This window comes from Streptomyces sp. NPDC029169, from assembly GCF_055563935.1.
Window position 1 is genome coordinate 46,024 of record NZ_JBVHXA010000015.1, and the last position, 21,047, is coordinate 67,070.

18 protein-coding genes are annotated in these 21,047 nt (G+C 70.9%); 15 read left to right on the top strand and 3 right to left on the bottom strand.

Going from position 1 to position 21,047, the window contains the following annotated elements:
* Positions 1-7: 7 nt before the first annotated feature.
* From tdh to ACZ4VI_RS25345, 4 genes are all read left to right on the top strand, one after another.
* Complete coding sequence (gene tdh, locus ACZ4VI_RS25330; RefSeq protein ID WP_468002682.1) at positions 8-1,042, top strand: L-threonine 3-dehydrogenase; 1,035 nt, start codon at positions 8-10, stop codon at positions 1,040-1,042.
* Between the two features lie 43 nt (positions 1,043-1,085).
* Entirely contained in the window at positions 1,086-2,285 is a 1,200-nt protein-coding gene (locus ACZ4VI_RS25335) for a glycine C-acetyltransferase (protein ID WP_468002684.1), read from the top strand.
* 4 nt (positions 2,286-2,289) lie between these two features.
* Complete coding sequence (locus ACZ4VI_RS25340) at positions 2,290-3,198, top strand: LysR family transcriptional regulator (protein ID WP_468002686.1); 909 nt, start codon at positions 2,290-2,292, stop codon at positions 3,196-3,198.
* Positions 3,199-3,279: 81 nt separating this feature from the next.
* Positions 3,280-4,173, top strand: a complete 894-nt coding sequence (locus ACZ4VI_RS25345) for a proline iminopeptidase-family hydrolase (protein WP_468002688.1) — start codon at positions 3,280-3,282, stop codon at positions 4,171-4,173.
* A gap of 4 nt (positions 4,174-4,177) precedes the next feature.
* Here ACZ4VI_RS25345 and ACZ4VI_RS25350 read toward each other — a convergent pair whose 3' ends face one another.
* Entirely contained in the window at positions 4,178-5,971 is a 1,794-nt protein-coding gene (locus ACZ4VI_RS25350) for a serine hydrolase domain-containing protein (RefSeq protein WP_468002690.1), read from the bottom strand.
* A gap of 170 nt (positions 5,972-6,141) precedes the next feature.
* On the opposite strand from ACZ4VI_RS25350, the gene ACZ4VI_RS25355 reads away from it, so the two are divergent.
* The 4 genes from ACZ4VI_RS25355 to ACZ4VI_RS25370 all read left to right on the top strand — a co-directional run bounded on the left by ACZ4VI_RS25355 (position 6,142) and on the right by ACZ4VI_RS25370 (position 11,544).
* Positions 6,142-7,248 carry an NAD(P)H-dependent flavin oxidoreductase gene (locus ACZ4VI_RS25355; RefSeq protein ID WP_468002692.1) on the top strand — a complete coding sequence of 369 codons (1,107 nt, stop codon included), beginning with the start codon at positions 6,142-6,144 and terminating at the stop codon, positions 7,246-7,248.
* Entirely contained in the window at positions 7,248-8,801 is a 1,554-nt protein-coding gene (locus ACZ4VI_RS25360) for an acyl-CoA synthetase (protein WP_468002694.1), read from the top strand. Before ACZ4VI_RS25355 ends, ACZ4VI_RS25360 begins: the two co-directional genes overlap by 1 nt.
* 24 nt (positions 8,802-8,825) lie before the next feature.
* Complete coding sequence (locus ACZ4VI_RS25365; protein ID WP_468002696.1) at positions 8,826-9,932, top strand: calcium:cation antiporter; 1,107 nt, start codon at positions 8,826-8,828, stop codon at positions 9,930-9,932.
* Between the two features lie 112 nt (positions 9,933-10,044).
* A complete protein-coding gene (locus ACZ4VI_RS25370) occupies positions 10,045-11,544 on the top strand; it encodes a fatty acyl-CoA synthetase (RefSeq protein ID WP_468002698.1) in 1,500 nt (499 codons plus the stop codon).
* Between the two features lie 2 nt (positions 11,545-11,546).
* Here the strand turns inward: ACZ4VI_RS25370 and ACZ4VI_RS25375 are convergent, their stop codons facing one another.
* Together ACZ4VI_RS25375 and paaK are read right to left on the bottom strand one after the other, a co-directional pair.
* Positions 11,547-11,927, bottom strand: a complete 381-nt coding sequence (locus tag ACZ4VI_RS25375; RefSeq protein WP_468002700.1) for a VOC family protein — start codon at positions 11,925-11,927, stop codon at positions 11,547-11,549.
* A gap of 115 nt (positions 11,928-12,042) precedes the next feature.
* Positions 12,043-13,326, bottom strand: a complete 1,284-nt coding sequence (paaK, locus tag ACZ4VI_RS25380) for a phenylacetate--CoA ligase PaaK (protein ID WP_468002702.1) — start codon at positions 13,324-13,326, stop codon at positions 12,043-12,045.
* A 140-nt stretch (positions 13,327-13,466) separates the two neighbouring features.
* On the opposite strand from paaK, the gene ACZ4VI_RS25385 reads away from it, so the two are divergent.
* The 7 genes from ACZ4VI_RS25385 to ACZ4VI_RS25415 all read left to right on the top strand — a co-directional run bounded on the left by ACZ4VI_RS25385 (position 13,467) and on the right by ACZ4VI_RS25415 (position 20,993).
* Positions 13,467-14,282: a bestrophin-like domain gene (locus ACZ4VI_RS25385; RefSeq protein ID WP_468002704.1), complete on the top strand. Its 816-nt coding sequence runs from the start codon at positions 13,467-13,469 to the stop codon at positions 14,280-14,282.
* Between the two features lie 209 nt (positions 14,283-14,491).
* Positions 14,492-15,925 carry a family 2B encapsulin nanocompartment shell protein gene (locus ACZ4VI_RS25390; RefSeq protein WP_468002705.1) on the top strand — a complete coding sequence of 478 codons (1,434 nt, stop codon included), beginning with the start codon at positions 14,492-14,494 and terminating at the stop codon, positions 15,923-15,925.
* Positions 15,926-15,971: 46 nt separating this feature from the next.
* The gene (locus ACZ4VI_RS25395; RefSeq protein WP_468002707.1) at positions 15,972-17,195 is read left to right on the top strand and encodes a family 2 encapsulin nanocompartment cargo protein terpene cyclase; all 1,224 of its coding nucleotides are present in this window, start codon (positions 15,972-15,974) and stop codon (positions 17,193-17,195) included.
* 66 nt (positions 17,196-17,261) lie between these two features.
* Complete coding sequence (locus ACZ4VI_RS25400; protein ID WP_468002709.1) at positions 17,262-18,119, top strand: geranyl diphosphate 2-C-methyltransferase; 858 nt, start codon at positions 17,262-17,264, stop codon at positions 18,117-18,119.
* 223 nt (positions 18,120-18,342) lie between these two features.
* Complete coding sequence (locus ACZ4VI_RS25405; RefSeq protein WP_468002711.1) at positions 18,343-19,566, top strand: cytochrome P450; 1,224 nt, start codon at positions 18,343-18,345, stop codon at positions 19,564-19,566.
* 16 nt (positions 19,567-19,582) lie between these two features.
* Complete coding sequence (locus ACZ4VI_RS25410) at positions 19,583-20,119, top strand: cupin domain-containing protein (RefSeq protein WP_468002713.1); 537 nt, start codon at positions 19,583-19,585, stop codon at positions 20,117-20,119.
* A 79-nt stretch (positions 20,120-20,198) separates the two neighbouring features.
* Positions 20,199-20,993, top strand: coding sequence for a GNAT family N-acetyltransferase (locus tag ACZ4VI_RS25415; RefSeq protein WP_468002715.1), 795 nt, complete (start codon positions 20,199-20,201; stop codon positions 20,991-20,993).
* Positions 20,994-21,047: the final 54 nt, after the last annotated feature.

The window sequence follows — 21,047 nt, forward strand, 5'->3', positions numbered from 1 at the left end:
CAAGGCATTGAAGGCGCTGGTCAAGCAGAAGGCGGAGCCGGGACTCTGGCTCATGGACGTGCCGGAGCCGCAGATCGGCGCCGGAGACGTACTGATCAAGGTCAAGCGGACCGGTATCTGCGGGACCGACCTGCACATCCGCTCCTGGGACGGCTGGGCGCAGAGGACCATCGCCACACCGCTGACCCTCGGCCACGAGTTCGTCGGCGAGGTCGTCGAGACAGGCCGTGACGTCGTGGACATCGCGGTCGGCGACCTGGTCAGCGGCGAGGGCCACCTGGTCTGCGGCAAGTGCCGCAACTGCCTGGCCGGCCGCCGCCACCTGTGCCGCGCGACCGTCGGCCTCGGCGTCGGGCGCGACGGCGCGTTCGCCGAGTACGTCGCCCTGCCCGCGTCCAACGTGTGGGTGCACCGGGTGCCGGTCGACCTCGACGTCGCCGCGATCTTCGACCCGTTCGGCAACGCCGTGCACACCGCGCTCTCCTTCCCTCTCGTCGGCGAGGACGTGCTGGTCACCGGCGCGGGCCCGATCGGCATCATGGCGGCGGCGGTCGCCAAGCACGCCGGCGCGCGCAACGTGGTCATCACCGACGTCAGCGAGGAGCGCCTCGACCTCGCCCGCAAGGCCGGCGTCTCGCTCGCGCTGAACGTCGCCGAGCAGACGATCGCCGACGGCCAGCGCACGCTCGGCCTCAAGGAGGGCTTCGACGTCGGCCTGGAGATGTCGGGCAACCCGCGCGCGATGCGCGACATGGTCGCGAACATGACCAACGGCGGCAAGATCGCCATGCTGGGCCTGCCCGCGGAGGACTTCGCCGTCGACTGGGCGAAGATCGTCACGTCGATGATCACCATCAAGGGCATCTACGGGCGCGAGATGTTCGAGACCTGGTACGCGATGTCGGTCCTCCTGGAGGGCGGCCTCGACCTCGCCCCGGTGATCACCGGCCGCTACGCGTACACGGACTTCGAAGCCGCCTTCGACGACGCCGCGTCCGGCAAGGGCGGCAAGATCATCCTCGACTGGACCACCTCTTTCTAGGGCTCGGTTCCACCAGCTCGCCTGACCCCCGAAGGAACCCACCATGTTCGACTCCGTACGCGACGACCTCCGCACCACCCTCGACGAGATCCGTGCCGCCGGACTGCACAAGCCCGAGCGCGTGATCGGCACCCCCCAGTCCGCGACCGTCGCCGTCATCGCCGGCGGGCAGCCCGGTGAGGTGCTCAACTTCTGCGCCAACAACTACCTCGGGCTCGCCGACCACCCCGAGGTGATCGCCTCCGCCCACGAGGCGCTCGACCGCTGGGGCTACGGCATGGCGTCCGTGCGCTTCATCTGCGGTACGCAGGAGGTGCACAAGGAGCTGGAGGCCCGGCTGTCCTCCTTCCTCGGCCAGGAGGACACGATCCTCTACTCCTCCTGCTTCGACGCCAACGGCGGCGTCTTCGAGACGCTGCTCGGCCCCGAGGACGCCGTCATCTCCGACGCCCTCAACCACGCCTCCATCATCGACGGCATCCGCCTCTCCAAGGCCCGCCGCTTCCGCTACGCCAACCGCGACATGGCCGACCTGGAGCAGCAGCTCAAGGAGGCCGGCGAGGGCGGCGCCCGCCGCAAGCTGATCGTCACCGACGGCGTCTTCTCCATGGACGGATACGTCGCCCCGCTCGACGAGATCTGCGACCTGGCCGAGCGCTACGACGCCATGGTCATGGTCGACGACTCGCACGCCGTCGGCTTCGTCGGCCCCGGCGGCCGCGGCACCCCCGAGCTGCACGGCGTCATGGACCGCGTCGACATCATCACCGGCACCCTCGGCAAGGCCCTCGGCGGCGCCTCCGGCGGCTACGTCGCCGCCCGCGCCGAGATCGTCGCCCTGCTGCGCCAGCGCTCCCGCCCGTACCTCTTCTCCAACACCCTCGCCCCGGTCATCACCGCCGCCTCCCTCAAGGTCCTCGACCTGCTCGAGTCGGCCGGCGACCTGCGCGACCGGCTGCGCGCCAACACCGAGCTGTTCCGCACCCGCATGACCGCGGAGGGCTTCGACATCCTCGCGGGCGACCACGCCATCGCCCCCGTGATGATCGGCGACGCGTCCGAGGCAGGCCGCATGGCGGAGCTGCTCCTGGAGCGCGGCGTCTACGTGATCGGCTTCTCGTACCCCGTCGTGCCGCAGGGCCAGGCCCGGATCCGCGTCCAGCTCTCGGCGGCCCATTCATCCGATGATGTGAACCGGGCTGTGGACGCGTTCGTCGACGCGCGCGCCGCCCTGCGAGACTAGGGGAATGATCGAAGCGCGGCGGCTGCACATCCTCCGGGCGGTGGCCGACCACCGCACCGTCACGGCGGCTGCCGCCGCGCTCTATCTCACCCCCTCCGCCGTCTCGCAGCAGCTCGCCGCCCTGGAGCAGGAGACCGGCCACCGGCTGGTCGAGCGCAACGCCCGTGGGGCGCGGCTCACCCCGGCCGGCGAGATCCTGCTCAGCCACGCCAACGCGGTCCTCGCCCAGCTGGAGCGCGCCGAGTCCGAACTCGCCGCGTACGGATCGGGCGAGGCGGGGACGGTCACGGTCGCGGCCTTCGCCACCGGTATCGGCCTCGTCGTCGCCCCGGCGATCACCGGCCTCGCCCGGACCTCGCCCGGCATTCGGGTACGGGTACGGGACGCGGAGGGCGACGAGAGCCTGCTGATGGTCCTGGACCGCCAGGTCGACGTCGCCGTGGCCGTCGAGTACCGCGGCGCGCCCGGCGAGGACGACGCCCGGCTCACCCGCGTACCGCTGTACGCGGAGCCCTTCGACGCCGTCCTGCCGCTCGGGCACCCGCTCGCCGACGGCGGGCAGGTCGCCCTGGCCGATCTCGCCAAGGACGCCTGGATCGGCCAGTCCGCCGGCAACCCCTGCCATGACGTGACGGTCCTGGCCTGCGAGTACGCCGGCTTCGCACCCCGCCTCGAGCACTCCTCCGACGACTTCAGCGCCGTGGTCGCGCTCGCCTCCGCCGGCGCGGGTGTCGCGCTCGTACCGCGCTCAGCGCTGCGCGGCACGGCACTCGACGAGGTGGCGATCCGCCCGGTGGACGGCGTGGCCCCCACCCGCCGCGTCTTCGCCGCCGTACGCCGGGGGGCCGAGGACCACCCCCTGATCAGCCCGGTCCTCGCGGCCCTGCGGACGGCGGCGGAGCCGGGCGGCTGAGCGGACGGCCGGACCTCTGGCGCGTCCGTCCCCGGGCTGCCCATGATGGAGGGGGTGCCGGATCTCCTCAGGAGGCGCGCCATGGCCGTCACCGAAGGCACTGTGCCGTTCCGCGGATTCCACACCTGGTACCAGATCGTGGGCGAACCGGCCCGGACGGACGGGAAACTTCCGCTGCTCGTGATCAACGGCGGCCCGGGCTGCCCGCACGACTACCTGCAGGACCTCGCCGCCCTGGCCGAGAGCGATGGGCGGACCGTCGTCTTCTACGACCAGTTCGGCTGTGGCAGGTCCGCGCACGCGGACGACCCCGCCCTGTGGGTGATGGACACCTTCGTGGACGAGGTCGCCGCCCTGCGCGAGGCCCTTGGACTTGACCCGGTGCACCTGCTCGGCCACTCCTGGGGCACTCAGGTGGCCCTGGAGTACCTGCTTCGAAAGCCCGGCGGCGTGGCCGGAGTGGTCCTCGCCGACCCCCTTGCCAGCGCCGCCCTCTACGAGGCCGAGGCGCGTCGCCTGAAGGAATCCCTCTCGGAGGACGTGCGGGAGGTCCTCGACCGGAACGAAGCGGCGGGCACCACCGAGACCGAGGAGTACCTCGAAGCCCTGAAGGCCTTCTACGGCCGCTGGCTCTGCCGGCTCGACCCGTGGCCCGACCACCTCATGCGCTCGTTCGAGAACTGGAACGGGGAGGTGTACGAGACGATGTGGGGTACCGAGTGGAACGTCACCGGCAACCAGAAGGACTGGGACGTCACCGACCGCCTCGGCGAACTGGATCTGCCGGTGCTCGTCCTCTCCGGACGCTACGACGTGACGACCCCGAAGGTGGTCCGCCCCATCGCCGAGGGCATCCCGGGTGCCCGGTGGGTCCTCTTCGAGGAAAGCGCCCATGTGCCTTCGGCCGAGGAGCCGGAACGCTTCCGCCAGGTGGTCGAGTCGTTCCTGAGCTCGGTGGAGAACCGGGGTACGTGAGCGGTCATTCTGCCGAGCGCGTCCAGCCCACCGCCTCGATCCGGGAGGCGTCCGCAGAACGCGCGTCGTCGAACAGACGGCGCCCCGAGCCGTCCAGGAGCCGTACGGAATCGACGTACACCCCGCGCCCCACATAGCGCTGGTCCGTCGTGTACCGCCAGCGAAGCCTCGCCCCGCCCGGCGAGGACCAGGCCGACAGGTCCGCCGCCGCCTCGTGCCAGACGCGTCCCGACCAGCCGCTCACCGCTCCCGCCGGGTGAAGCTGCGGCTCCTGACCCTTGCGTACGGTGGTGAACGGCACCGGCCCCCAGGTCGCGCCGCCGTCCGTGGAGGCTTCCAGGCGGGCGGCGTCCACGTTCGGCTCGGTGTCCCACCACAGACCGCACTCCAGCCGGGCCGCGCCCGGAACCGGCGGCAGGGTCAGCGTCGTGCTCGTGGCGCTCGCCATGCCCGAGAACCATGAGGTGCGACCCCGCTCCGGGCGGACGGGGACCGCGCGGGCGAGGTTGTTCGAGGCGGCGACGCGGGGCGCCGAGCCGGAGCGCCAGGAACGGACCGGGTGGACCGAGTTGCCGAGGACGATGAGGAACGCGTCGGTGGAAGGGTCCAGGACCAGGCTGGTGCCGGTGAAGCCGGTGTGCCCCGCCGAGTGCGGGGTCGCCATCGCGCCCATGTACCAGTGCTGGTAGAGCTCGAAGCCGAGGCCGTGCTCGTCGCCTGGGAACGCGGTGTTGAAGTCGGTGAACATCAGCCCCACCGACTCGGGGGCCAGGATCCGCGTGTCGCCGTACGCCCCGCCGTTGAGCAGGGTGCGCGCGAGGACCGCGAGGTCCCACGCGCAGGAGAACACGCCCGCGTGCCCGGCGACCCCGCCCAGGCTGAACGCGTTCTCGTCGTGGACCTCGCCCCACACCATGCCCCGGTCGAGGCCCGACCAGGGGAGCCGGGCGTCCTCCGTGGCCGCGATCTTCGGCCGCCAGGAGAGCGGGGGATTGAAACGCGTGCGGTGCATCCCGAGTGGAGCAGTGATCTCGCTTCGGAGCAGTGCGTCCAGACCGCGACCGGTGATCTCCTCCAGGACCAGCTGGAGCGAGATGAGATTCAGATCGGAGTACAGATAGCGGGTCCCGGGCGGGTTCGCCGGCGCCTCGTTCCACAGCAGCCGCAGCTTCCCTTCCCGCGTCGGCTCCTTGAACAGCGGGATCCAGGAGCGGAACCCGGAGGTGTGCGTGAGCAGCTGACGGACCGTGATGTCCTGCTTCCCGCCGCCCCCGAACTCCGGCAGATACGCCGTGACCCTCGCCTCGAGCTCCAGCGCCCCGCGCTCGATCTGCTGCACCGCCAGGATCGAGGTGAAGAGCTTCGAGACGGAGGCCAGGTCGAAGACCGTGTCCTCGGCCATCGGGATCTGCCGGTCCGCCGGCAGTTCGACACCCGTGCCCGTCGTCTCGTCGTACGCCGCGTACCGCACCGCCCTCCCGATCGGCCGGTGCAGGGCGACCGTCCCGCCCCGCCCGGCGAGCAGCACCGCTCCCGCGTACCACGGGTGGAGGGGGGAGGGGCCAAGGAACCTCTCGGCGTCGGTGACCAGCCGGTCCAGGTGCTCGGCCAGCAGCCCGGCCCGCTCGGCGGACCCGTGCCGCAGAGTGGTCCGTCCGCCCCGGGGCACGGAGGCCGCGGCGGCTGCCCCCGGAATCGAGCCGACCATCACCGCACCTCCCAGGGCGAGAAGCCGTCCGCCGAACGCCCGGCGACCGATTCCCCGGCCCGCCGCACTCCCTGCCGATTCCTCCGTCATCCCTACCCTCTCCCACGCCACTGAAAGAATCCTTCGGCCACACGCGCGGCGCCTGAAACTTTCTTACCGGGGTGAGGGCGGGTCAAGGAAGCGGGCGGCGAGGCAAAGAATCTGACACTGCATCAGAAAATCTCTTCCCTCGGCCGATCCGCTGCGGCATCCTGCCGCCCATGAAGACGGAGCTGAGCCAAAAACTGGGGATCGAGCACGCCATCTTCGGCTTCACGCCCTTCCCCGCGGTGGCCGCCGCCATCACCAGAGCCGGCGGATTCGGCGTCCTCGGCGCGGTGCGCTACACCGCCCCCGACGACCTCGCCCGCGACCTCGACTGGATGCAGGACCACACCGACGGACTGCCGTACGGCCTCGACGTCGTCATGCCCGCGAAGAAGGTCGAGGGGGTGAGCGAGGCCGACGTCGAGGCGATGATCCCCGCGGAGCACCGCGAGTTCGTGCGGACGACCCTCGCCAAGCACGGCGTCCCCGAACTCGCCGAGGGCGAGGCCTCCGGCTGGCGCATCACCGGCTGGATGGAGCAGGTCGCCCGCAACCAGCTCGACGTCGCCTTCGACTACCCCATCAGGCTCCTCGCCAACGCCCTCGGCTCCCCGCCCGTCGACGTGGTCCAGCGCGCCCACGACCATGACGTCCTCGTCGCCGCGCTCGCCGGCAGCGCCCGGCACGCCCGCCACCACGCCGAGGCCGGCATCGACATCGTCGTCGCCCAGGGCTACGAGGCCGGCGGCCACACCGGCGAGATCGCCTCCATGGTCCTCACGCCCGAGGTCGTCGACGCCGTCTCCCCGCTCCCCGTCCTCGCCGCGGGCGGCATCGGCAGCGGCGAACAGATCGCCGCCGGGCTCGCCCTTGGCGCCCAGGGCGTCTGGCTCGGCTCCCTCTGGCTCACCACCACCGAGGCCGAACTCCACTCCCGCGCGCTGACCGCCAAGCTCCTCGCCGCGGGCTCGGGCGACACCGTCCGCTCGCGCGCCCTCACGGGCAAGCCCGCGCGCCAGCTGCGCACCGAGTGGACCGACGCCTGGGACGACCCGGACGGCCCCGGCACCCTCCCCATGCCCCTCCAGGGACTGCTGGTCGCCGAGGCCGTCTCCCGTATCCAGAAGTACGAGGTCGAGCCGCTGCTCGGCACGCCCGTCGGGCAGATCGTCGGCCGGATGAACTCCGAACGCAGCGTCCAGCAGGTCTTCGACGAGCTCACCCGAGGCTTCGAGCGGGCCGTGGACCGCATCAACCGCATCGCGGGAAGGAGTTCATGATGGGTGACCTCAACGTGAACGGCTTCTGGTCCCAGGCCGCCGCCGACCCCTCCCGTACGGTCCTCGTCGCTCCCGACGGCGAGGAGTGGACCGCCGGGCGCCTGCACGCCGACGTCAACCGGCTGGTCCACGGGCTGCGCGCGGCGGGCCTGGAGCGCGGTGACGCCTTCGCCGTCGTCCTGCCCAACGGTGTCGAGTTCCTCACCGCCCATCTCGCCGCCACCCAGGCCGGGTTCTACCTCGTGCCCGTCAACCACCACCTGGTCGGCCCCGAGATCGCCTGGATCGTCACCGACTCCGGGGCCAAGGTGCTCATCGCCCACGAGCGGTTCGCCGCCGCCGCGACCGCCGCCGCCGACGAGGCCGGGCTGCCCGCCACCCACCGGCACTCCGTCGGCGAGATCCCCGGCTTCCGCCCGTACGCCGAACTCCTCGACGGCTTCCCGGAGTCCGCCCCCCAGGACCGCACCCTCGGCTGGGTCATGAACTACACCTCCGGCACCACCGGCCGGCCGCGCGGCATCCGCCGCCCGCTGCCCGGCAAGCTCCCCGAGGAGACCTACCTCGGCGGCTTCCTCGGCATCTTCGGGATCCGGCCCTTCGACGGCAACGTGCATCTCGTCTGCTCGCCGCTCTACCACACGGCAGTCCTCCAGTTCGCGAGCGCGGCCCTGCACATCGGCCATCCGCTCGTCCTCATGGACAAGTGGACCCCCGAGGAGATGCTGCGGCTCATCGACACCCACGCCTGCACCCACACCCACATGGTCCCGACCCAGTTCCACCGGCTCCTCTCCCTCCCGGAGGACGTACGGGCCCGGTACGACGTCTCGTCGATGCGGCACGCCATCCACGGCGCCGCGCCCTGCCCCGACCACGTCAAGCGGGCGATGATCGACTGGTGGGGGAGCTGCGTGGAGGAGTACTACGCGGCGAGCGAGGGTGGCGGCGCGTTCGCCACCGCCGAGGACTGGCTGAAGAAGCCGGGAACGGTCGGAAAGGCCTGGCCCATCAGTGAGCTCGCCGTCTTCGACGACGACGGCAACAGGCTCCCGCCCGGCGAACTCGGCACCGTCTACATGAAGATGACCACGGGCGGCTTCGCGTACCACAAGGACCAGGAGAAGACCGCGAAGAACCGGATCGGCGACTTTTTCACGGTCGGCGACCTGGGGGTCCTCGACGAGGACGGCTATCTCTTCCTCCGTGACCGGAAGATCGACATGATCATCTCGGGCGGGGTGAACATCTACCCCGCCGAGATCGAGTCGGCCCTCCTCACCCACCCGGCGGTCGCCGACGCCGCAGCCTTCGGCATCCCGCACGCCGACTGGGGCGAGGAGGTCAAGGCGGTCGTCGAACCGGCCGAGGGCCACGAGCCGGGAGAGGCCCTCGCCGCCGCCATACTGGCGCACTGCGCGGAGCGCCTGGCCGGCTACAAGTGCCCCAAGACGGTCGACTTCATCGCCACGATGCCCCGCGACCCCAACGGCAAGCTCTACAAGCGACGCCTGCGCGAGCCGTACTGGGAGGGCCGGGAGCGGCAGCTCTGAGCCGCCTGTGGCAGCATGCGGATCATGAGTCCGGGTACGACAGGCCTGATCCGGCGGTGGACGACGTGGGGACCGGTCGTGGCGGGTGTCGCCCTTGGGCTCGCCTGGGGCCGTGGGCTGCCCGGCTTCGCCGTCGGCATCATCGCGGTCCTCCTGTTCGCCGCGGTCCTGGCCGCCGTCCACCACGCCGAGGTCGTCGCCCACCGCGTCGGCGAACCCTTCGGCTCCCTCGTCCTCGCCGTCGCCGTCACGGTCATCGAGGTCGGGCTGATCGTCACCCTCATGGCGGGCGGCGGCGGGAAGGCGTCCACCTACGCCCGCGACACCGTCTTCGCGGCCGTCATGATCACCTGCAACGGCATCGTCGGCCTTTCGCTGCTGGTCGGCGCGCTGCGCCACCGCGTCGCGGTCTTCAACGCCGAGGGCTCCGGCGGCGCCCTCGCCACCGTGTGCACGCTCGCGACCATGACTCTGGTCCTGCCGACCTTCACCACGAGCAGGCCCGGCCCCGAGTTCTCCGGTGCGCAGCTCGCGTTCGCCGCCGTCGCCTCGCTCTGTCTGTACGGGGTGTTCGTCGCCGTCCAGACCTTCCGGCACCGCGACTACTTCCTGCCGGTGCCGACCGAGGGCAAGGAGGGCCGGCAGTCCGAGGCCGAGCACGCCGAACCGCCGACCGACCGCGAGACCTGGGCCAGCCTCGGACTCCTGGTCCTGGCGCTCGTCGCCGTCGTCGGCCTGGCCAAGATCGTCTCGCCCACCATCGAGGACGGCGTCGAGTCCGCCGGACTGCCCAAGGCCGTCGTCGGCGTGATCATCGCCCTGATGGTCCTCCTCCCCGAGACGCTCGCCGCCGTGCGCGCCGCCGGACGCGACCGGATGCAGACCAGCCTCAACCTCGCCTACGGCTCCGCGATCGCCAGCATCGGCCTGACGATTCCGGCGATCGCGCTCGCCTCGATCTGGCTGTCCGGGCCCCTGGTCCTCGGCGTCGGGGCGCTGCACATGGTCCTGCTGGTGCTCACCGCCGTCGTGAGCGCCCTGACCGTGGTGCCCGGACGGGCCACCCTGCTCCAGGGCGGCGTCCATCTCTCGATCTTCGCCGCCTTCGTGTTCCTGTCGTTCAGTCCCTGAGTCGGCGGCCGCCGCGGCGGGGAGCGAGGCGGTGACGGTGGCGAGGGCGGCCCGAAGGTATGCGGCTGGTCCGGTACTTGACCCGCCGCACCTGGCCGTCGAGGATCCCGCCATGGAACGACTCCTGAGCCGCACCGTCGACGGCGTCCTACGCATGAGTGCCCAGCGCACCCCCGAGCGGATCGCCGTGCGGTACGCGGACCGCGCCTGGACCTACGCCGAGCTGGACGCGGCCGTCACCACCGCCGCCGCCGTGCTGAGGGAGCGGTACGGGCTCGCGGAGCGTTCGCGCGTCGCGACCTACGCCCACAACTCGGACGCGTATCTCATCGCCTTCCTGGCCTGCTCCCGCGCGGACCTGATCCACGTCCCGGTCAACCACCACCTCACGGGCGAGGACCTCGACTACATCCTGCGCCAGTCGGGGAGTTCACTCGTCCTCGCCGACCCGGGTCTCGCCGACCACGTCCCCGCCGACCTGGCCGTACGGGCCCTGCGGGACACCGAGGACTCGTTCCTCAGCGCGCTCGCCGAGCCCGGCACGTACGACACCGACCGCGACGCCCGCGAGTACGTCCAACTGCTCTACACCTCGGGGACGACGGCGCTTCCCAAGGGCGCCCGGATGACGCACCGCGCCCTGGTCCACGAGTACGCCAGCGCCATCGAGGCCCTCGACCTGCGCGCCGACGACAAACCGGTCCACTCGCTGCCGCTCTACCACTCCGCGCAGATGCACGTCTTCCTGCTGCCGTACCTCGCGGTCGGCGCCGAGAACACCATCGTCGACGGGCCCGACCCGAAGGTCCTCTTCGACCTGATCGAGGCGGGCCGCGCCGACAGCCTCTTCGCCCCGCCGACCGTGTGGATCGGACTGTCGAACCACCCGGAGTTCGCGAGCCGCGACCTCTCCGGCCTGCGCAAGGCGTACTACGGCGCCTCGATCATGCCCGTGCCCGTCCTGGAGCGGCTGCGCGAGCGGCTCCCCGGGCTGCGCTTCTACAACTGCTTCGGTCAGTCCGAGATCGGCCCGCTCGCCACCGTCCTCGGCCCGGACGAGCACGAGGGCCGCATGGACTCGTGCGGCAGGCCCGTTCGCCACGTCGAGGCCAAGGTCGTCGACGAGAACGGCGACGAGGTCCCGGACGGCACGCCCGGCGAAATCGTCTACCGCTCACCGCAGTTGTGCGACGGCTACTGGGACAAGCCCGAGGAGACCAAGGCAGCCTTCCGCGGCGGCTGGTTCCGCTCCGGCGACCTCGCGGTGCGCGACGCCGAGGGCTACTACACCGTCGTGGACCGCGTGAAGGACGTCATCAACTCCGGGGGAGTCCTGGTCGCCTCCCGCCAGGTCGAGGACGCCCTCTACACCCACCCCGCCGTCGCCGAGGTCGCCGTCGTGGGCCTCCCCGACGACCGCTGGATCGAGGCGATCACGGCCGTGGTCGTCCCCCGCTCCGACATCACCGAGACCGAACTCCTCGCCCACGCACGCGAGAAGCTCGCCCACTTCAAGGCTCCGAAGAGGATCCTCTTCGTGGACGAGCTGCCGCGCAACGCGAGCGGGAAGATTCTCAAGCGGGAACTGAGAGACCGCTTCGCAACTTCATGACGTCAGCCCGCACGTTCCTCGGCCACGGAGAGGATGTTCCCCTCGCTGTCCTTGAACCAGGCGCCCCGCAGGGTCTCCGACTCGGCGACTCCGTCGACCGTCTTGAGGCCGGGCAGGTCGTAGTCCTCGAACGTCACGCCCTTGGACCGCAGCTCCTTCATCTCCGCGTCGAGGTCGGCGACCGTCCAGCACGCAATGGTGTGCGCGGCCTGGCCGCCGTAGGGCGTCTCATAGAGAGCGAAGACCTGACCACCGGATTCGAACCTGGTGTCCTCGGGCGCCTCCCTGGTCAGCGTGAGGCCGAGGGTCTCGGTGTAGAAGCGCTTTGCCCGGGCCATGTCGTTAACCGGAATGATCGCGAGTATGGGTGCGTCCGCCAGCATCGCTACCACCTCCTCCTTCCAGGCTACGCAGCCACCCGCCGGGCCACAGTCCGAGCGGGCCGGGCCCGCCCGGTGGGTGACCGGGCCGCGACCCGGGGTGACCGCGCCGAAGCGCCTAGTCCCGCAGGTCCACGATCCGCTTGATCTTGCCCACCGACCGCTCCAGCGTCTCGGGATCGACGACCTCGACACCGACCGAGACGCCGATGCCGTCCTTGCACGCCGCCGCGATCGAACGGGCCGCCTCCGCGCGCTGATCGGGGGTGGCGTCCGGGCGGGCCTCGGCGCGGATCGTCAGGGCGTCCAGGCGGCCCTCCCGGGTCAGCCTCAGCTGGAAGTGCGGGGCCACCCCCGCCGTACGGAGCACGATCTCCTCGATCTGAGTGGGGAAGAGGTTCACCCCGCGCAGGATCACCATGTCGTCACTGCGGCCCGTGACCTTCTCCATCCGCCGGAACACCCGCGCCGTTCCCAGCAGCAGTCGGGTCAGGTCCCGCGTGCGGTACCGGATGACCGGCATGGCCTCCTTCGTGAGGGAGGTGAACACCAGCTCGCCCTCCTCCCCGTCCGGCAGCACCTCGCCCGTAAACGGATCCACGATCTCGGGGTAGAAGTGGTCCTCCCAGATGTGCAGACCGTCCTTCGTCTCCACGCACTCCTGGGCGACCCCCGGGCCCATCACCTCCGAAAGCCCGTATATGTCGACGGCGTCGATGGCGAAACGCTCCTCGATCTCCCGCCGCATCGCCTCCGTCCACGGCTCGGCGCCGAAGATGCCCACCTTGAGGGAGGTCGACCGCGGATCCACGCCCTGGCGCTCGAACTCGTCGAGCAGCGTGAGCATGTAAGACGGCGTCACCATGATGATCTCGGGCCGGAAGTCCTGGATCAGCTGGACCTGACGGGCCGTCATGCCGCCCGAGGCAGGAATGACCGTACAGCCGAGCCGCTCCGCCCCGTAGTGCGCGCCGAGTCCGCCGGTGAACAGCCCGTAGCCGTACGCCACATGGACCTTGTGGCCCGGCCTGCCGCCCGCCGCCCTGATGGAGCGGGCGACCACGTCGGCCCAGGTGTCCAGATCGCGCTCGGTGTAACCCACGACGGTCGGCCGGCCCGTGGTCCCGCTGGAGGCGTGGATGCGCCGGATCTCCGACTGGTCGACCGCGAACATCCCGAAGGGATAGTGGTCCCGCAGATCGGTCTTGGCGGTGAACGGGAAGCGGGCGAGATCGGCCAGGGAACGGCAGTCGTCGGGGTGCAGCCCCGCCTTGTCGAAGGACTGCCGGTAGAAGCCCACGTTCTCGTACGCGTGACGCAGTGTGGCGCGCAGTCGCTCCAGCTGGAGGACCTCCAGCTCCTCGCGCCCGAGCCGTTCGCCGCCGTCCAGCAGATCCGTCATGCCGCGCCCACTCCCGTCCCATCGCCCTACCGATCATTCGGTAGATCCTCCGGAGTCAGTAAATCCGTCGGGGCGCGGTCCCTGGAAGGGGGTGGCATCGATTTTTCGATTCCGTAAGCAGGTGATTACCCTCGGTCACCGTGACTCTCTGGCTGCTCAACCACCTCAGCACCCTCGCCCTCGGCGTCCTGATCGTCGGCGGCACCGTCCTCGTCTCCCTGACCGGGAGCGTGCTGCTGCGCCGCAGACATCCCAAGCTCGCCGACGGCGAACACAACGACATGGTCGGGGTCGTCCTCGGGATGTTCGGCGCCATCTACGGCATCATCCTCGCCTTCGTCATCGTCACCCTGTGGACCCAGATGGAGAACACCCAGAACGTGGTCGCCGCCGAGGCCACTGGCGTCGCCCTGATCGTGCGCGACGCCCGCGCCTTCCCGCCTGAGGCGCGCGCCCGGGTGCACGCGGCGGCCTCCGGCTATGTGCACGGCGTCGTCGAGGTGCAGTGGCCGCTCATGCGCGAGGGGGCCGCGGACTACACCGTCACGGGCGCGAAGCTCGACGGCCTGTACGACGCGCTCCAGTCCTACGAGCCCACCACCGAGGCGCAGAAGGCCTTCTACGGGCAGGCCGCCGCCACCCTCGACGACGTGGCGGGAGAGCGCCGGGCCAGGCTCACCATGGCCGGTCAGCAACTGCCGCTGCTCCTCCAGCTGCTGGCCGTCGGCGGCGCCCTCGTCATCATCCCGCTGACCTTCCTGTACGGGATGCGGAGCCGGCGCATGCAACTCCTCTTCGTCGGCGCGGTCGCCGCGCTCATCGGCTTCAGCCTCCTGCTCGTCGTCGTGCTCGACCGGCCGTTCGCGGGTGAACTGAGCGTCAGCCCCACGCCGTACAAGGAGGGTGCCCTGGCCGCGTTCTGGGAGCCCGCGGCGCGGGACGTCGCGAGGCGTTGACGTCCTGCGCCGAGGCTCTCCTCGCTCTCGTGCGGCCGAGTCTCGTGCGGCGGAGTCCCGTCCGGCGGAGCGCGCGGGGGCGCGCGAAGGGCGCTCCCTGTCGGTGAGTGCTCCCGCACGGCCACGCCACACGCATGTGACGACGGCAACAATGCGTTACATCTGGACGCGGAGAGTGACGGAAGCAGAGATCCCAGGAACGGAGTCCCATGTCGGTCGACACAGAGCAGACGGCGCCCGCGGCCACCCCCAGCCCCTCCGCCGAGGTGCGTCAGATCCAGCTCAGCCTCAGCACGGCCGCGGCGCGCAACCTCGCGACCACGACCAAGTCCGAACCCCAGATGCAGGGCATCAGCTCCCGCTGGCTGATGCGCAAGCTGCCCTGGGTCCACACGCCCGGCGGCACGTACCGCGTCAACCGGCGCCTTTCGTACGTCGTCGGCGACGGCCGCGTGACCTTTGTCAAGAGCGGCTCCAAGGTGCAGGTCATCCCTGCCGAACTGGCCGAACTGCCCCTGCTGCGCGGCTTCGACGACCCGACGGCGCTCGGCGCGCTGGCCGACCGGTTCGTGCAGAAGGAGTACGAGCCCGGCCAGGTCATCGTGCACTCCGGCAAGAAGGCCGACCACGTCTATCTGATCGCCCACGGCAAGGTCGAGAAGCTCGGCACCGGCAAGTACGGCGACGAGACCCTGCTCGGCCGGCTCGGCGACGGCGACACCTTCGGCGGCCAGGTCCTCGCCGGGGACGGCAAGTGGGAGTTCACGGCCAAGGCCACGACCGCGTGCACGATCCTGGCCCTGCCTCAGACGGCGTACAAGGCCGTCGCCGACCAGTACGAGAATCTGCGCGACCATGTCCAGGGCCTCGGCACCAACGGCCACCGACGGCCCACCAACAAGGCGGGCGAGGCGGCCATCGAGCTCAGCGCCGGCCACAAGGGCGAGGCCGTGCTGCCCGCCGCCTTCGCGGACTACGAACTCAAGCCGCGCGAGTACGAGCTGAGCGTCGCCCAGACCGTCCTGAAGGTGCACAGCCGGGTCGCCGACCTCTACAACCAGCCGATGAACCAGACGCAGCAGCAGTTGCGGCTGACCATCCAGGAGCTCCGCGAGACCCAGGAGCACGAGCTGGTCAACAACCCGGAGTTCGGGCTGCTCAACAACACCGACTACGACCAGCGCATCCAGACCCACTCGGGGCCGCCCACCCCGGACGACCTCGACGACCTGATCAGCATGCGGCGCGGCACCCAGTACATCTTCGCCCACCCCCGGGCCATCGCCGCTTTCGGCAAGGAGTGCAACAAGCGCGGGCTCATGCTCGACGCGGTGGACGTCGACGGCCACCACATCCCGGCCTGGCGCGGCATCCCGATCCTCCCGTGCAGCAAGATCGGCATCAGCGAGCACCAGACCTCCTCGATCATCGCGATGCGGACCGGCGAGAACAACGAGGGCGTCATCGGCCTTCACCAGACCGGAATCCCCGACGAGATCGAACCCGGCCTCAACTGCCGCTTCATGGGAATCGACGAGAAGGCGATCATCTCCTACCTCGTCTCCACCTACTACTCGGCGGCCGTCCTCGTCCCGGACGCGATCGGCATCCTGGAGAACGTCGAGGTGCGTCCGCGTGCCTGACCGTCCCTCCGCGCGGGGCGGTCGTCGCGGGAACGGGGGCTGAGCCGTGTCCGTGCTCTCCCGCATGGCCGCCGCGGCGGGCACCCATGAGGTGGCGGAGCTGATCGACGCGGTATTCACGGATCCCGTACGGCCGGCCCGGCCGCACCTGTTCGGGGAGCCGCCCCTCGCCGCAACAGGGCCGCTCGCGCACGGGCCGACCGGGCGGGGGCCGCTCGCGCACGGGCCGACCGGGCTCGGCACCTCTGCCGCTCGCTTGCTGCTCCCGCAGCCGTCCCACCCGGTCACGGCGCCCGCCACGGGCACCCCGCCGCCCAAGGGCGTACCGGCGCTGTACTGCCCGCCCGCCGTCCGTGACGACCCGGGCCTCGGCGAGCTGGTCAACGAGCGTCTGGTGCTCTGGGCCCAGGAGGTCGGCATCTACCGCGGCCACCTGGACAAGGTCCGTTCGGCGAACTTCGGGCGGCTGATGATGCTGGCCCACCCGGAGTCCGACGACCCCGACGTGCTCCTCGCCGCGGCCAAGTGCGGACTGTCCGAATGGGCGGTCGACGACCACATCGTCGACGGCGAGGTGGAGGAGCCTCACCACGAGGTCCTGGGGCAGCGCCTCGCCCTCTGCCACTCGGTCATCGACCAGGCCCACCTTCCGCCGGCCTACGCGCCGCAACTGGAGGGTGCGGTGCGCGCCGACCCGGTGGCGCGGGCGCTCCGCTCGGCCCTGGACAACCTTCTGGCGTACGCCTCGACGACCCAGGTGCGCCGGCTCCGCCACGAGCTGGCCACCATGTTCGTCGCGTACAACCAGGAGGGTGTCTGGCACACCACCGGGCAACGGCCGCCGGTCTGGGAGTACCTGATGCACCGGCACGAGAACAGCTTCATCCCGTGCATGGTCCTCGTCGACGCCGTCGCCGGCTACGAGGTGCCGATGGCCGAGTTCTCCGACCCCCGAGTGCGCCGCGCGTTCAATCTGGCCGGCACCGCGACCGTCCTCATGAACGATCTGTACTCGATGGGCAAGGAGGATCCCACGGACTTCAGCCTGCCCGTGCTGATCGCCGCCGAGGAGCAGTGCTCCATGGAGGAGGCGGTCACGCGCTCCGTGGAGATCCACGACGAGCTGATGCACACCTTCGAGGCCGAGGCGTCCGTCCTGGCCCGCACCGGCTCGCCGCAGCTGGCCCGCTTCCTGGCCGGAACGTGGGCCTGGGTGGGCGGCAACCGCGAATGGCACGCGGGCAGCGCCCGCTACCGGACGGCGGACTGACGCACCACCCGCACGACCCTTCTCGCCCCTCTGTCCCCCCACAAGAACCAGGTAAGGAACCCACGCATGACCACATCCACGCAGTCCACCGTGCTGCGAACGCCCTATCAGGAGTCCGTGGCCCGCTACTGGAACACCCACCAGCAGGACCCGGTCAACCTGCGGCTCGGCGAGATCGACGGGCTCTACCACCACCACTACGGCATCGGCGAGTACGATCCCTCCGTCCTCGCCGGGCCGGAGGACACCCGCGACGCCCGGATCATCCAGGAGCTGCACCGTCTGGAGACGGCCCAGGCCGATCTGCTCCTCGACCACCTGGGTGCCCGCACGCCGGACGACCTCCTCCTGGACGCGGGATCCGGGCGCGGAGGCACCAGCATCATGGCCGAGCAACGGTTCGGCTGCCGGGTCGACGGCGTCTCGATCTCCGAGTACCAGGTCGACTTCGCCAACGCGCAGGCCGAGAAGCGCGGGGTCGCCGACCGGGTGAAGTTCCACTTCCGGAACATGCTGGACACCGGTTTCGCCACCGGTTCGCGCCAGGCGATCTGGACCAACGAGACCACGATGTACGTGGATCTCTTCGAGCTCTTCGACGAGTTCTCCCGGCTCCTGGAGCACGGCGGCCGCTACGTCTGCATCACCGGCTGTTCCAACGATGTGACCGGCCTCCGCTCCAAGGCGGTCAGCCGGATCGACGAGCACTACACCTGCAACATCCACCCGCGCAGCGCCTACTTCCGCGCGCTCGCGGAGAACAACCTCGTCCCCATCGACGTGGTCGACCTGACGGCGGCGACGATCCCGTACTGGGAGCTGCGCGCGAAGTGCTCGGTGGCGACGGGTATCGAGGACCCGTTCCTCACGGCGTACAAGGAGGGCAGCTTCCACTACCTGATGATCGTCGCCGATCGGATCTGACCCTTTCGGCCCAAGGTGGGGGCACCGGACGTCCATCCGGCGCCCCCACCGCGCATCCCGCTGGTCCGCGGCACGGGCGGCGTCGGCGTACGGCTCGAAGGGAACGGCAACATCGCCGGCGCGGTCGTGCTCGACGCCCTGCGCCGGTATCACCGCCGTCCGCCGCCACCCCGGCGGACCCGGTCGCCTCGCCGAACAGCCCCGTACCCGCGAAAGTCGCCTCATGACCACCACTGCCACTTCCCAGTCCGCCGACACCCCCCGCGTCCACTTCTGGGCCGTACCCGACCTCACCGGGCTCGACTTCGACCCGCTCCTCGCCAAGCTGCTCCACGAGGATCCCGTCACCCGGGTGCGGCTGCCGCACGGCGAGGGGCACGCCTGGCTGGTGACCCGCTACGAGGACGTCAAGTTCGTCTCCGTCGACCCCCGCTTCAGTCGCCAGGCCGTCTACGGCCGACAGGTCACCCGGCTGGCCCCGCACTTCATCCCGATGGACGGCGCCGTCGGCTTCGCCGACCCGCCCGACCACACCCGGATGCGGCGCGTCGTCGCCCGGGCGTTCAGCGCCCGCGCGCTGCGCTCCCTGCGCGACCACGCGCAGGCCACCATGGACCGGCTCCTCGACGCCGTGGAGGAACAGGGCGCCCCCGCCGACCTGATGGCCATGGTCAACCGGCCCTTCCCGCTCGCCATGGTCAGCGAGCTGATGGGCGTACCGGAGAGCGACCAGCCGCTGATGGCCACGTGGTCCGACACGATCATCTCCGCAGGGGCGGGCCGCGAGGCCAGCGAGCGGGCGAAGGCCGAGATGGGCCAGTACTTCACCGACCTCATCGGCCGCAACCACGGCACCGGCCGCGAGACCCTCGCCGCCGTCCTCGCCGACGCCGTCGACGACGCGACCCTGGAGGAGCACGAGGCCGTCGGCCTCGCCGTGCTCATCCAGATCGGCGGGGCGCACGCCGTCCGCAACAACAGCGCCAACATGGTCTACGCCCTCCTCACCCACCCCGACCACCTCGCCCGGCTGCGCGCCGAGCCGGAGCTGCTCCCGCAGGCCGTCGACGAGCTGCTGCGCTATATCCCGCACCGCAATGCGGTCGGCCTCTCCCGAATCGCCCTGGAGGACGTCGAGGTCGGCGGCGTCCGCATCCCTGCCGGGGACCCCGTCTACGTCTCGTACCTGACCGCCAACCGCGACCCGGAGGTCTTCCCGGACCCCGAACGCCTCGACTTCGACCGCGGCTACAACCCGCACGTCGCCTTCGGCCACGGCCCGCACTACTGCCCCGGGTCCCAACTCGCCCGCATCGAGTCCGAGATCCTCCTCGACACCCTCTGGAAGCGGTTCCCCGGACTGCGGCTCGCCGTCCCCGATGAGGAGATCCCATGGCAGCGCGGCGCGCTGATCCGCGGCCCCGAGACCCTGCCGGTCACGTGGTGAGAGGAGGTACGACACGATGACAGCGATCCAGCCGGCCGACGGACTCGTCGTGCCACCCGGACACGGCAAGACCCTCACGACCGCCGCCCAGCGAGTGACGTTCAAGGTCACCGGCGAGCACACCCCCACGGCCTCCACCTTCGAGGTCGAGGTCCCGCCCGGATTCGACGTGGGCGCCCACACCCACGGCCACAGCGAGGAACTCTTCTACCTCCTCGAAGGGGAGCTGGACGTCCTCGCCTTCGAGCCGCTCGTCCGCACCCCCGACCGGTGGCGCGACTGGGAGAGCGCGTCGGGCGAACGGGTCGTACGGGCCACCCCCGGCACCCTCATCCTCGTGCCGCCCGGCTGCCCGCACGCCTTCGCCAACCCGACGGGGGAGCCCGCCCGGATGCTCTTCCAGGCCTCCCCGCCGCCCGACCACGAGCGCTACTTCGAAGAGCTGATGGAGATCCTCGGCGCCGGCGGAGACGTCGACCACGCGGCGATCGAAGCCCTCCGCCGCCGCTACGACATCGAACAGCTCACCCCCTTGCGCCACACCCCCGGGTGACCCGGCCGGGACGGCGGACCGTCGTCGGCGCGCGAAACCCACTTGCCGCGCTCCGACGGGCGGTGCTGGAGTTGCCGCCATGGATCCCGAAGCGATACGCGCCCTGTACGACCGTCAGCTGCGCCTCGACTCCCGAGCCGACGGGCCCGGCACCCGCGTGGAGCGCGACGGCCCGGTCGTACGGCAGACCGGCCCCGCCCACGGCTGGAACGGCATCCTCTGGTCCGGACTTCAGGAGCGGGACGCCGACGCGGCCATCGCCGAACAGATCCGCCACTTCACCGCACTCGGCCTGCCCTTCGAGTGGAAGGTGTACGGCCACGACGGCCCGGCCGACCTCGCTGCCCGGCTGCTCGCCACCGGGTTCACGGCCGAGGACCAGGAGACCCTGATGGCCGCCGAAGCGGCCACGCTGCCCCTCGCCGTGGACCTTCCCGAGGGCGTCGAGCTGGTGCCCGTCACCGACGCGGCCGGGGTGAAGCGGGTGACCGAGGTCCACGACCGGGCGTTCGGCGGAGACAGCTCCCACATCGGACGTCAGCTCCTCGACCAACTGACCGCCGCGCCGGACACCGTCGCCGCCGTGCTCGCCATGGCCGGCGACGAACCCGTCAGCGCGGCGCGTCTGGAGCTCTACCCGGGCACCGACTTCGCCGGTCTGTGGGGCGGTGGCACCGTCGAGGCCTGGCGAGGCAGGGGCCTCTACCGCGCCCTGGTCGCCTTCCGCACCCGGATCGCCGTCGAGCGCGGCCACCGCTTCGTCCAGGTCGACGCGGCCGACACGAGCCGCCCGATCCTCCAGCGCCTGGGCTTCACCGCACTGACGACGACCACCCCGTACGTGTACGTCCCCGAGGGGTTCGCCGCACGTTGACAGGCGTCTGTCGAGATGTTGCTATGGGTCGCCGCTCAGCCCGACCTGCGGTAT